The sequence below is a fragment of the Pseudoselenomonas ruminantium genome, from assembly GCF_900104055.1.
GTDB lineage: Bacteria > Bacillota > Negativicutes > Selenomonadales > Selenomonadaceae > Selenomonas_A > Selenomonas_A ruminantium_C.
This window is the reverse complement of the sequence record NZ_FNJQ01000008.1, coordinates 49655-62607: the sequence shown is the minus strand read 5'-3', so window position 1 is coordinate 62607 and position 12953 is coordinate 49655. Positions and strand designations below refer to the sequence as shown.

At 52.4% G+C, this 12953-nt stretch carries 10 protein-coding genes; 2 read left to right on the top strand and 8 right to left on the bottom strand.

Annotation, left to right across the window (positions count from 1 at the left end):
- Positions 1-14: 14 nt before the first annotated feature.
- The 7 genes from rpoE to putP form a co-directional block, all read right to left on the bottom strand.
- Positions 15-344 carry a DNA-directed RNA polymerase subunit delta gene (gene rpoE / locus BLQ59_RS05230; RefSeq protein ID WP_014425328.1) on the bottom strand — a complete coding sequence of 110 codons (330 nt, stop codon included), beginning with the start codon at positions 342-344 and terminating at the stop codon, positions 15-17.
- 35 nt (positions 345-379) lie between these two features.
- A complete protein-coding gene (gene argS, locus BLQ59_RS05225; RefSeq protein WP_074571863.1) occupies positions 380-2035 on the bottom strand; it encodes an arginine--tRNA ligase in 1656 nt (551 codons plus the stop codon).
- Positions 2036-2052: 17 nt separating this feature from the next.
- Positions 2053-2487 carry a YwiB family protein gene (locus BLQ59_RS05220; protein ID WP_014425330.1) on the bottom strand — a complete coding sequence of 145 codons (435 nt, stop codon included), beginning with the start codon at positions 2485-2487 and terminating at the stop codon, positions 2053-2055.
- A gap of 482 nt (positions 2488-2969) precedes the next feature.
- Positions 2970-4976: a methyl-accepting chemotaxis protein gene (locus BLQ59_RS05215; protein WP_074571862.1), complete on the bottom strand. Its 2007-nt coding sequence runs from the start codon at positions 4974-4976 to the stop codon at positions 2970-2972.
- Positions 4977-5079: 103 nt separating this feature from the next.
- Entirely contained in the window at positions 5080-5544 is a 465-nt protein-coding gene (locus BLQ59_RS05210) for a chemotaxis protein CheX (RefSeq protein WP_074571861.1), read from the bottom strand.
- A gap of 4 nt (positions 5545-5548) precedes the next feature.
- Positions 5549-6412: a response regulator gene (locus tag BLQ59_RS05205; RefSeq protein ID WP_074571860.1), complete on the bottom strand. Its 864-nt coding sequence runs from the start codon at positions 6410-6412 to the stop codon at positions 5549-5551.
- Between the two features lie 129 nt (positions 6413-6541).
- Positions 6542-8020 carry a sodium/proline symporter PutP gene (putP, locus tag BLQ59_RS05200; RefSeq protein WP_074571859.1) on the bottom strand — a complete coding sequence of 493 codons (1479 nt, stop codon included), beginning with the start codon at positions 8018-8020 and terminating at the stop codon, positions 6542-6544.
- Between the two features lie 318 nt (positions 8021-8338).
- Here putP and BLQ59_RS05195 point away from each other — a divergent pair, with 318 nt between their 5' ends.
- Positions 8339-9724 (top strand): NAD(P)/FAD-dependent oxidoreductase, encoded by a 1386-nt coding sequence (locus BLQ59_RS05195; protein ID WP_074571858.1) that lies wholly within the window; start codon positions 8339-8341, stop codon positions 9722-9724.
- A gap of 232 nt (positions 9725-9956) precedes the next feature.
- Positions 9957-11489 carry an L-lactate permease gene (locus tag BLQ59_RS05190; RefSeq protein ID WP_176756736.1) on the top strand — a complete coding sequence of 511 codons (1533 nt, stop codon included), beginning with the start codon at positions 9957-9959 and terminating at the stop codon, positions 11487-11489.
- Between the two features lie 61 nt (positions 11490-11550).
- Here BLQ59_RS05190 and BLQ59_RS05185 read toward each other — a convergent pair whose 3' ends face one another.
- A complete protein-coding gene (locus tag BLQ59_RS05185) occupies positions 11551-12915 on the bottom strand; it encodes a GGDEF domain-containing response regulator (RefSeq protein WP_074571856.1) in 1365 nt (454 codons plus the stop codon).
- Positions 12916-12953: the final 38 nt, after the last annotated feature.

Here is a 12953-nt window from a genome sequence, read left to right as displayed (position 1 = left end):
TCCTTTTATACCTATTATTCCTGAATGCTTTCCAGTTTCTTCTGACGGCTGTTGATGGCCTTGTTAGCGGCCTTGGAACGGGATGCCGTACCGCGAGCAGAATGACGCTTCACTTCAGGCGGGTTCCATTCCGTGAGGCCCCACTGCTGGTCGCCTTCATGCTGGAAACGGCTGTCCATGTTGATGAGCGTATATACTTCCGAGATAGCTGCGGACAGGGACTGCACCGGCTTATGCTTCTTCTCGATTACCTCAAGGATCAAATCCTTGTAGTACATGGTCTGACCTTTTTCCGTCAGCACGTGATATGCGATATCTACTTCCGAGCTATTGATAAAATCCATAATCAAATGGTCTCCTTCCAAACCTAAAATTTACCTTACATCTGTTCCGGTGCGGATACGCCCAAAATTCCCAAAGAATGACGGATCACATGGGCCGTAACCGTCACCAGAGCCAAACGGGCTTCTGCCAGTTTCGGCTCTACGCCGACAATGCGGCATTTATTATAGAAGCTATGGAAGGCACTGGCCAGATCATAGCTGTAACGGGCAATGCGCTGCGGTGCATAGTCGCGGGCAGCACGCTCGATTTCTTCCGGATATTCCTCGATCTTCTTGATGAGGTCGATTTCCGACTCATCCGTGAGCAGGGAAAGTTCCGGCTTGTCGCTTAAGGCGAGCCCCGTTTCCTTGCACTGGCGGAAGATGCTGCAAATACGGGCATGGGCATACTGGATGTAGTACACCGGGTTGTCGTTGGATTTTTTCTTGGCCAGGTCCAGGTCAAAGTCGAGCTGGCTGTCCAGGGAACGCATCAGGAAGAAATAACGGGCAGCATCGGTGCCAACTTCTTCCATGAGTTCGTTGAGCGTCACGCTCTGACCGGTACGCTTGCTCATCTTCACGAGCTCGCCGCCACGGTAAAGGGCAACCATCTGCAGCAGCAGGACGGTCAGTTTCTCGGAGTCATGGCCGAGTGCATCCATAGCGGCTTTTACGCGGCATACATAGCCATGGTGGTCAGCGCCCCAGATATTGATGAGACGATCAAAACCGCGCTCATATTTATTATGATGATAAGCGATATCGGCAGCCAGGTAGGTCGGCACACCGTTGTCGCGGATAACCACGCGATCCTTGTCATCGCCGTAAGCCGTAGACTTGAGCCAGAGAGCGCCGTCCTTCTCATAGATATTGCCGTTGTCCTGCAGGATCTTCACGGCAGCCTTGACGGCTTCCGGATGCAGGGTGCGCTCGCTGAACCATTTGTCGAAGGTTACGTTGAAGGCTTCCAGATCTTCTTTAAGGGTAGCCAGCTTTTCTACATAAGCCAGGTCCTTGAAGATATCCATGCGTTCTTCATCGCTCATGGACAGGTACTTGTCGCCTTCCTTGTCGATGATGCGCTGCGCCGTGTCGATGATGTCCTGACCATGGTAGCCATCCTCGGGGAATTCGACATCCTGACCTAAGAGTTCAAGGTAACGGGCATTGACGGAACGGGCCAGATTATTCATCTGATTGCCGGCGTCATTGATGTAGTATTCGCTTTCCACGGGGTAACCAGCCGCCCGCAGGAGGTTCACCAAAGCGGAACCTGCCGCAGCCCCACGGCCATGACCGACATGCAGTAAACCTGTGGGGTTAGCGCTAACGTATTCCACCTGGATCTTCGGTGCATCTTTCTTAGGCAGCTGGCCATAGCTTTCGCCTGCTTCGAGGATTTTCTGGAAGGAATCATAGAGCACATTGCCCTTGAGGTAAAAGTTCAAAAAGCCCGGGCCGGCAATCTGGGCATGGTCGAGCCAGTCGCCCTCGATGCGTTTCACCAGTTCCTCGGCAATCTGGCGGGGAGCCTTGCGGAACACCCGGGCCGACTGCATGGCAAAGTTCGTGGCGAAGTCGCCAAATTCTTTCTGCGGGGGTACTTCGAGCACGACCGCGGGAAGTTCGCCTTCGGGGAACACGCCATCGGCAATAGCACTTTTCGCAGCCGCAACAATGGCTTCTGTCAAAGTATCTTTAATATCCAATCCAAAATCCTCCTACATTATTTGTCACTCAGGGTTTCAATCACTACATTCAAGGTATTGTGGCTTTGCAGTACATCGTTCAGGTGCATATCGTATTCCGCCTGCACCGTGCCCTGCCCCTCCTTGAAGTAGATATCCAGCTTCCGGCAATCAACCAGTAAATCAAAATTACCGTAGGGCGTTCGATACACACTACGGGTCTTTTCCCCCAGCCGAAATTCCAGCTGCATATCCACAGCTCCACGCCGGATCAGCGTCAGTCCCTCCGTGCTGAACTTGAGCACCGTAGGCACTGCTTCCTTATCGTGAAGCGAGGCATCCTCATAACGCACATAATGCTTGCCAGCCCGCGCTGCATACCTGCCACGCGCGGCCGATTTCAGCACGGTCCGCTCACCTGCCGTATCAACCTGCACGCCTTCTACCGTCACCGCAACCAAAGCATCCGCCATTTAGCCACCTCTTTAAAACATACTGTACACCATTATAAACCAAACTCCCTACCTTGCCAACAGTTTTTTTGCACTTCATCGGCTTATTTTTGTTAGTACGCTGCGCCGTGAAGGCTGGGGGCTTTTACACGCGCCGCTTGGCAAAAGCCCCCAGCCTCCACGGCAAGTTACAATCTATTTCACCAGCAAAGCCACTATCTCCTCAAGTTCATCCGAGCCACAAGGCCGATACCGTCCCTTGGACGGCGGGGCAGTGATGCTTTGCCAAAGCGGAGCGTTTGGCCGTAAGCGTTAAGAAATCAATTTTGACCTACAATAAAATTAGCAGGAAAAGCCATTTGTCTGAACGCAGTGAGTTTATGGCTTTTCCTGCTAAATAAAAGGTCAAAATTGGTTTTAGCTTACGGTCTAAGCGCAGACTGGCAAAGCATCACTGCCCCGCCTGCACGAGCCCGACTTCGCAAGCCACGATGTCAATCAAATCAGATGGTGAACTTCTCCACTTCATGAGCCAGCTGTTCTGCCTGCTCTGCCAGCCCTCTGGTGGCAGCTGCAATTTCTTCAGCGGAGGCAGACTGTTCTTCGGTAGTTGCCGACACTGCTTCTGCCCGCTGGGCGTTAGCCGTGCTGATATCTGCAATATCCTTAACCGCCTGCTGCATGGAATCCGTGCCTTCCGATACGGAGTTGATGCTCTTGGACACTTCCATAATCCCTGCAGCCAGAGCATCAATATCCGTCTTGATGGACTTGAATACCCCATCTGCTTCCTTAACCGAATCAATACTGCTGGCAACACTTTCGGAGCTTTCTTCGCTGGCGGCTACCGCCTGCTTCATATCCGTCTGAATCTTGGCCACCAGATTGGCAATCTGCTGGGTGGAGCTGGCCGACTCTTCAGCAAGCTTTCTGACTTCATCTGCTACTACCGCAAAGCCGCGGCCGTATTCACCGGCGCGGGCTGCTTCGATGGCGGCATTCAAGGCCAACAGATTGGTCTGTTCTGCAATGCCGGAAATCATCTCTACAATGCGGCCGATTTCATCGGAGCTCTTGGCCAGTTCCTTGATGGAGTTCTTAACGGTGGTGGTACTGTCGTTAATGGTGTTCATGGATTCCACCACGTTCTGGATGGAATCACGGCCCGTGTTGACACTGGACACGGTTCTTTCCGTCACTTCCGCAATGGCATCGGCATGCTCGGCCACCTTGGTGGTGCGGGCTGCCATATCCACCGCGGTTCTGTCCGCACTGATAGCCGAATCGGACTGGCTGGTAATGCCTGCCGCAATATCCGAAATCTGCTGGGCGGCCTGGCTGGCGGCGTTAGCCGACTGATGGGAAGCAGCCGTCAGTTCCTCTGCCGAAGCCGATACCCGTTCTGCATTCTTCTGAATATGACCGATGAGCTCCCGGATGGTACGGCGCATTTCCTTGAAGCCCCGGGCCAAATCGCCCAGCTCGTCGTTGCTGTCAACCGCCAGCGGACGGGCACGCAGGTCACCGGTATTGATGACATTACACTCTTCCCGCAGAGCTTCCACGGGAGCGCAGAGTTTGTTCCCCATGTACCAGATGATGCTGCTGATAATCAGCACCATAATGAGGGCCACAACGCCCATAATCTTCATCAACGAGTAGGCATCCGCCCGCACTTCGGAAATAGGCGCTACCGATACAGCAATCCAGGTACGGTAGCCCAGATGTACCGGCGTGAACACAGCCTGGGAAGCTACTCCCTTGGAGGTGGTGTATTCCGTAGAAATCTGCTTATCCTGCTGCACAGCACTGGTAAATCCGTTTACGAGCGCAATATCGATTTTCTTACTGGAAACTTCCTTGGTCAAATCCATCTTGCCCACTTCCTCAGGAAGCTGGGCATAGGCAATGCAAAGACCGTCCTGGTCAGCCAGGTATACACGGCCATTTTCCATGTACTTAATCTGGCCCACCAGCTCCGTCAGGTCATCCAGTTCAATGGTACCGTAAACAATACCAGTAACCTGGCCGTTTTCCAGTACAGGATAGGCCAGAATGGTGATGAGCTTGCCGCTGGTGCCCGATACAGATGGCCCCGTCATAACCGGCTTCTTGGTCTCCCGCACCTGCTTGATATAATCGCGGGTAGTACGGTCCATATCCTTATTCTTGTCGCTGATGGCATGGCCTTCCGGGTCTGAATAAGCCAGCATGGTAAAGTTCTTGCGCTTGGCCAACGTATCGGCCAATACCTTCACCCGCTCTTCCCGGGTGCCATGCATAATGGTAGGGTTGGTGGTCAAAGCCTCCACTGTCAGTTCCCGCTGCTGATAGAGTTTTTCCAGCTGCTCTGACGTGCTCTTGCCGATTTCCTGGGCCAGCAGATCCGTATTGCGGGTCAGTGCCGAACTGGACATATAATAGCTGATGGCGAAAAACACCGCAAAGCTCCCCACGAACAGGGGAATAAACCCGGCCAGGAACTTAAACCGCAAACTGTTAAATTTCATTTTCTCCTCCTTGTTTTAATAAATCCCATAATCCTTCATCTGAAAAAAGCATTGTACACATCTAATCTGCATACAATGCTAATTCCAGCTCCTTAGTATAACATTACTGTTGTTCGACTGCAATATCTAATTCTACGACATGTCCCGCCAAATCCATTTCCACCGTGAGATAATTTTCATCGCTTATCTTCACCTGGAAATTTTCCCCGATGGACAGGGACGGTGTGGAAATATCCACCTCCAGCCCCATACCCGTGAGGTTGGTGGCGGCATTAGCTGTAAGCATATTACTCATTTCCGAGATTGCACTTTGGGCCATAGCATCAAATTCTGCTACAGGCATGCCCATCATCATGGTCGATGCAATAAATTTAGCGGTATCTTCTGACATGTTGTAAACAACGTTGCCACGAATCTGTTTGGTGAAGCCCACGATAACCGAAACCCCCAGGCTCACCGCATTTTTTGTCTTTACTCCCATCTTCAGCCGCTTGGGCTCCGGAAAGCCCATCTGCGGCATTACGGACGTGAATGCATCGACGAACGGATTAACTAATTTTGCATCCATCTTATCATTCTCCTTCCGCAAATCCCACACTCATGTTAATATCGCCCAGTCTTGTCTTGGCGCTTATACGGAAGGTCGTAAGCTTGGGACTGGCAATGCGGATCTTGCTGCCCACGATGGTCCCGGGCGGCGTGATGCGCATTTCCTTATCCTTGAATACATCATTGATATTGGATACCCCGCGTCCCACGATGATGTTCACGGCCTCTTCCACCGATTCACTGGCTTCATCCTCCGTAATCTCATCCTCTTCCTCGGCATCCAGCATCACCGTGGCAAAATCCTTCATAGTCTTATCGTCCATATAGACGATAGCCCGGCCATTGGGAATGCCTGTAAGGCCCACGATGACGGCAATACCGCTGATATCGAGGAAACTGCGTCCCTCTTCCTCCAGCTCCACTTCGCTATGGACACCGGTCATGCTGAAAATGCCCTGCTGCAAGGCTTTCACGAAGGGTTTGGCATAGGATTCCCGCAGGACTGCCACCTTCCCCACCTTGTTCTGGCAAAGGATCATCAGGGTATCAATGAGCTCATTGATGCTGACGGGTTTCTGCAAGAAGGCACTGATGCCTGCCTCCCGGCCCCTGGCCACCAGACTGGCATCCTTCATAGCACTAATCATGACAATCTTGGCATCGGGATCCACGGCACGAATCCGGCGGGTGCATTCAAGACCATCAGCATCCGGAAGATTCATATCCATGGTGACCACAGCCGGCTTGTACTGTTCATAGAGCTCCACTGCTTCAGCAGCATTTTTGGCTTGTGCACATACCTCGAAGTTCGTCTTGGATAGATTCCCCTCAATCATCGCACGGCTGACCTTCGAATCATCGACGATCATTACTTTGACTTTCTCCACAAATGCTCACCTGCTTCTCTACATTCCTTACACTTGCCTACTCATAATATCATGTGATACCTGTACGATTTTCATAAGTTAGATTTTCGCTATACTGTGAGAAAATCCCTGCCTGCCAAAAAAATAATTTTAGATTTCACTCCTGCCGACTGCATCAAACGTTTCTACGATTGATGCAGAAGGTTCCTTGTCCATCTTGCTCACCAGATAAACCGCCAGCAGCGAGAGCAGGAAACCCGGTACGATCTCATAGAGGCCGAGCCAGTCAATCTGCTTCCAAACCAGCACCGTGATGCCACCCACGATGATGCCAGCCAGCACGCCATTGCGGGTGGTGCGGCGCCAGAACAGAGCACAGAGCAGCGCCGGGCCAAAGGCCGCGCCAAAGCCAGCCCAAGCATAGGCTACCATGTCGAGGATGAAGCTCGACGGATTCAGACCGATAAAGATGGCCAGCGAGGCGATGATCAGGACCGAGGCCCGGCTGATCCAGATGAGTTCCGTTGTCTCCGCTTCCTTGCGAATCAGCGTGCGGTAGAAATCCTGCGCAAAGGCCGAAGCCGCCACCAAGAGCTGCGCCGAGGCCGTACTCATGATAGCCGCGAGCACCGCCGAGAGGATCAGGCCTGCCACGATTGGTGGGAAGAGTTCATTGGTCATCACGAGGAATACCGTTTCCGACTCCGTGCCCGTAAGCTCATGGGAAAGGAACACGCGCCCCACCATGCCTACAGCCACTGCGGCTGCCAGCGAGAGCACCACCCAGGTCATGGCAATGCGCGTGGCCTGCTTGATTTCCTTGGAACTCGAAATCGCCATGAAGCGCACGAGGATATGCGGCTGGCCAAAGTAACCAATCCCCCAAGCCAGCAGGGAAATCAGCTCAATGGTACCCAAAGTGGAACCGTCCGGTTTGGTAAAGGGTTCCAGCATGGAATGGCTCACATTGCTGATGGCCGTGACCGTCGCCGCATAGCCGCCCATTTCCATAGCCGCCGTGATAGGCACCACGAGAATGGCAAAGAACATCATGACGCCCTGGATGAAATCCGTACGGGATACCGCCAGGAAGCCGCCCACCAGCGTATAGAACACGACGGAACCGGCACCGATGAAGATGGCATACTGATAGGGCAGGCCAAATACCGTCTCAAACAGACGCCCCGAGGACACGAACCCGGAAGACGTGTAGATCGTAAAGAAGATCAGGATGAACACCGCAGGAATCGTCCTGAGCAGTCCACTGTTATCCTCAAAACGGTTCTCCAAGAACTGCGGCACGGTCAAAGAATTCTTGGCCAGTTCCGTATACTTGCGCAGGCGGGCGGCCACAAAATGCCAGTTTGCCCAGGTTCCCAACGCAATGCCCACGGCAATCCAGCCTGCGTTAAGCCCGGCCAGATAGGCAAAGCCCGGCACGCCCATAAGCATCCAGCCGCTCATATCCGAAGCCTCGGCACTCATGGAAGTCACCCAGGCCCCGAGCTTACGGTTGCCCAAAAAATAATCGCTCATATTGCGGGTACGGCGGTAATAATACACGCCAATGGCCATCATCAGGCCGATATACAGAATAAACGTATTGATTATTGCCAACTGATCTGTCAAAGATTTTCCTCCTCTTGTTTTACAAGTTTACAATGATAGGATAAATTATACTTGTTTTCACCCCCTTTTGGCAACTTTATTTTTATAGTAGCTATATAATTATAGTTATAGTGGACAATTTCCGCGGATTTTTTCCGATTTTTTTCGATTTTGCAGGAAAAAACACTTGCATTATCGAAAGTCTTCCCGTATAATAGCTAAGGTTTTTCGAAAAGCTATAAAACAAGACAAACGCAGATAGCCTTAGTGTATATATCTATACATTTTTATAGGCATAATCTGCGCTCTTTTCGTGTGTGAAATTTTAGGAGGATACCTATGACGAAGTATGATGTTGTGATTGTGGGCGGCGGCCCGGCTGGCGTGTTTGCTGCCTATGAACTGGCGGAAAAAGCTCCCGAACTGAAAGTTTTGCTTTTGGAAAGCGGCAAGGATATCTACACCCGCGTCTGCCCCATTTCCGCTGGCAAGGTAAAGAGCTGCATTGGCTGCAAACCCTGCAGCATCATGCGCGGCTTCGGCGGCGCCGGCGCTTTCTCTGATGGCAAATACAACTTCACGACACAGTTTGGCGGCTGGCTCAACGAGTATCTCTCCGATGAAGAAGTCATGGACCTCATCTATTATGTAGATAAGATCAATATGAAGCATGGCGCTCCGGCGCAGGTGTTCAGCACGGAAAATTCCGATATCGGCTATCGCGCCCTGCAGCATGACCTGCACCTGCTCTCTGCCAGCGTACGCCATCTGGGCACCGAAAACAATCTGGAGATGCTCAAGGCTACCTATGAATACCTCAAGGACAAAGTTGAATTCCGCTTTGAATGCCCTGTGGCTCATATTCATTCCGACGGACAGGGCGAGAACGAAGTCGAGCTCACGAACGGCGAAAAGATTGCCGCTGAATTTCTGATTGTCGCTCCGGGCCGCGCCGGTGCGGAATGGTTCTCCACGGAATGCGACACGCTGGGCCTCAAGCAGGAGAACAACCGCGTGGACGTCGGTGTGCGCGTGGAAGTTCCCGATGAGATCTGGAACCCCATCACGAGCCAGGTCTATGAGGCGAAACTGGTCTACCGTACCAAGCGCTATGGCGATCAGGTGCGTACCTTCTGCATGAACCCGCACGGCCATGTGGTCATGGAAAACACCGATGGCATCATCACGGTCAACGGTCATTCCTACAGCGATCCGAAGCTCCAAAGCAAGAACACCAACTTTGCCCTGCTCGTGAGCAACCGCTTCACGGAACCCTTCCACTCCCCGCATCAGTACGGCAAGCGCATTGCCTCCTTCTCCAACCTGCTGGGCGGCGGCATCATCGTACAGCGCTTCGGCGATCTCATGAAAGGACGCCGCTCCAATGCCCACCGCATGAGCAAGAGCTTCACGCGTCCGACGCTGCAGGCTACGCCGGGCGATCTTTCCCTGGTACTGCCCAAGCGCCATGTCGATAACCTGATCGAAATGATCCAGGCACTTGACAACATCGCCCCCGGCATGACCAATGACGATACCCTGCTCTACGGTGTCGAGGTCAAATTCTACAGTTCCCGGGTAAAACTCACGAACGAACTGGAAACGGAACTCAAGAACGTCTTTGCCATCGGCGATGGCGCTGGCGTAACTCGCGGCCTCTCCCAGGCTGGTGCCAGCGGCGTATATGTAGCCAGACAAATCATTGCCCGCCGCCAGAGCCACTGAACAGATAACAACGGAAAAATGCCCTCAGACAGCTTTACCTCTGTCTGAGGGACACTTTTTACCTTTCTATAAATTCATCATACAAATTTTTTATTTTTAGCAGGAAAAATCCCCTCATTGGCGAAAAAAGGCAATTATATAGATTGACAACTTTTAGTACCTGCTTATATAATGAATTATCTTATTCATATATTTTTCATATTTCTATTTAATTTGGAAAGGACTTGATATCTTGTTTCTGATTGCGCTTTCCCCAATCCTTTGGTTGGCGGTAGCTTTATGTGTCCTGCATATGCAGCCCCATAAAGCCTGTCTGCTGGCCCTGCTCCTCTCTGCAGTCGTGGGCATCGGCCTCTATGACATGACGACCATTCATGCCTTTCAGGCTTTCTTAGAAGGTGTGGCCTTAGCTTGCTGGCCCATCCTGCTCGTAATCATCGCCGCTATCTTCACCTACAATCTGTCCGAATACACTAAGGGCATGGAAGGCATCAAGAAGATGCTGACCTCCGTCAGCAATGACCGCCGTGTGCTGATCCTGCTGATCGGCTGGGGCTTCGGTGGCTTCATGGAAGGCATGGCTGGCTTCGGTACCGCTATCGCCATCCCCGCCAGCATGCTGGTTGGTATTGGCGTGAATCCTATCCTGGCTGCCAGCGTCTGCCTGGTTGCCAACTCTGTACCGACGGCCTATGGTTCCATCGGTATTCCTCTGGTTACGCTGGGCAATGTCACGGGCACGGATGCCACGACACTGGCTACTTACACCTGCCTGCAGCTGGCTCCGCTGACGATTCTCTGCCCCTTCATCATGACGCTGGTAGCCGGTGGCTCCCTCAAGGCGCTGAAGGGCATGACCATCATCTGCCTGGGTGCAGCGCTGGGCTTCCTGATTCCGGAACTGGCTGTTGCAGTTTCCATGGGCCCGGAACTGGCCGTTGTTGCCGGCTCCATCGGTTCCATGGCTGCCATCGTGGCCTGCGCCAAGCTGTTCCCGGTCAACGATCCGGCTTATGCGATGCCGGCCCATGAAGATGAAGAGCCGCTGACCGCTGGCGATGCCATCAAGGCATGGCTCCCGTTCATCCTGATCTTCGTCTTCCTGCTGGCTACGTCCAAGCTGATTCCGGCCATCCATGATCCGCTGAACCTGATCAAGTCTTCCGTGCTGATCTATGACGGTGAAGGCGGCGCCCCCTATACCTTCACCTGGGTTGCTACACCGGGCGTACTTATCTTCCTGGCTGCTTTCATCGGCGGTTCCAAGCAGGGTGCAAGCTTTGGGGAAATGCTGAACGTGCTCAAGACCACGATTGTCAACCTGCGCTTCACCATCGTCACCATCATCTCCGTCATCGCTACGGCAAAAGTCATGGGCTATGCCGGCATGACTCACGAAATCGCAGAAGCTGCTGTTGCCGCAACGGGCACGGCCTATCCCTGCATCGCTGCCTTTATCGGCTCCATCGGTACCTTCATCACGGGTTCCGCTACCTCGAGCTGTGTGCTCTTCGGTAAGCTGCAGACAGAAGCCGCACAAGCTATCGGTGCTACGCCGGCTGCCCAGGCCTGGATTGCTGCTGCTAACGCTACCGGTGCCTGCGCCGGCAAGATGATCTCCATCCAGAGCATCGCCATTGCCGTTGCTGCCATTCAGGTACAGGGTGCAGATGGCAAACTGCTTTCCTTTGCTGCCAAGGTATATGCGCCCTTTATCATCATCATGGGTCTTATCGTCTACTTCGGCCAGTCTGTTGTTGGATAATAGAATATATACTTCAAAAAGTGGATGCTGCACGCGTGCAGCATCCACTTTTTATGCCTCTTCACTTATCATAGTTTTCTTTCTCATAGATGACATACTCCATGAGATATTCGATATGAATGCCAGTGTGTTTTTTCCCTGCCTCCCAAACGTTCATAATCCGTCGGAAAACAATGGGAAAGTCCTTCTCCGAAAGATTCTGCAGCAACACAAGAAACTGATTGGGCTTATGCCGCAGTATCATATCACTTTTTCGCAGTGTATCCTGCAGGCAGAGCCCAAACTTTTCCGCAGCATCTGTCAGGGTGTAGGGGCGTGGCTCGGCAGTATCTTCTTCCGATAGGATGAACATGAGTTTGACGACCATGCCGCCATATCGCTTATAGAACTGCTGGACGAAACGATAGAGCAGGGAGAACTGCTCCAGATTCATAGCAGGCGCCCCCCCGCCTCTATGCCAGCCCTCGACAATCTGCATGATATGATCAAACTCCTTTTTGATATCATTATCACCAGCCGCAGCTGCGTCTCCCTCCGGCCCATATATCCTGCTGCCGTTCTTGCCATTCTGTTTTACCTTGTAAAGAGCACTGTCTGCCAACGGAAACAGAGATTCATAATCGCGTCCGTGCTCCGGCACCAACGCTGCACCTATGGAAATACTCAGCGGAATGTCAAAATCGTCGCCGGCCAATCTGACCGCCTCTTTGAGCAGCTGCTCATTCAGCCTCTGATGCAGGCTATGCAACGCAGTTTCATCCCTCATGTTGATAAAAAAGCCCATGAATTCGTCCCCGCCGACTCTTGCCATAACATCCTGTCCCCTGATGTTGCGCCGGACGACATCGGCGAAAGCCACCAAGAACTTATCGCCCATACTATGACCATAGATATCATTGACCATCTTGAAATTGTCGAGGTCTAAAATCAGCAGCATGCCAGTCTGTTCAGCACAGAGCTTGGTCAGTCTGACGGTTCCAGCTGCCTTGTTCAAAAAGCCGGTCAGCTTGTCCAGGGCCGCTTCTTCTTTCAAGATTTCGATATCCTTGGTATGTTTGACCGCGTTCAAGATACGTTTGCAGAGAACCTCCTTATGAATAGGTTTGCGGATGAAATCGGACGCCCCCTGCTCAAGACTGCGCCGCTCCGCCTCACTGGTCTCTACGCCACTCAGGAATATGATGGGAGTAGGACCTCGCCCGGCAGCCTCCTCCAAGCGCCGCAATTCCTGATAGGCTTCAAACCCATCCATCTCCGGCATCTGTATATCCAGCAGAATCAGATCCGGTGTGTTCTTTTCCATGAATTTCAAAAGATCCCGCCCGGAACGCAGGCAGCTGACTCGCATATCCTGTTCCCGCAAAATGCTTTTCACCTGTGTCAGTGTCATGGTCTCATCATCCACAACAACAATCCAATAGCCCATAGTTCACGCCTCTTCTTCCCGCTTTATATCCATTCGAC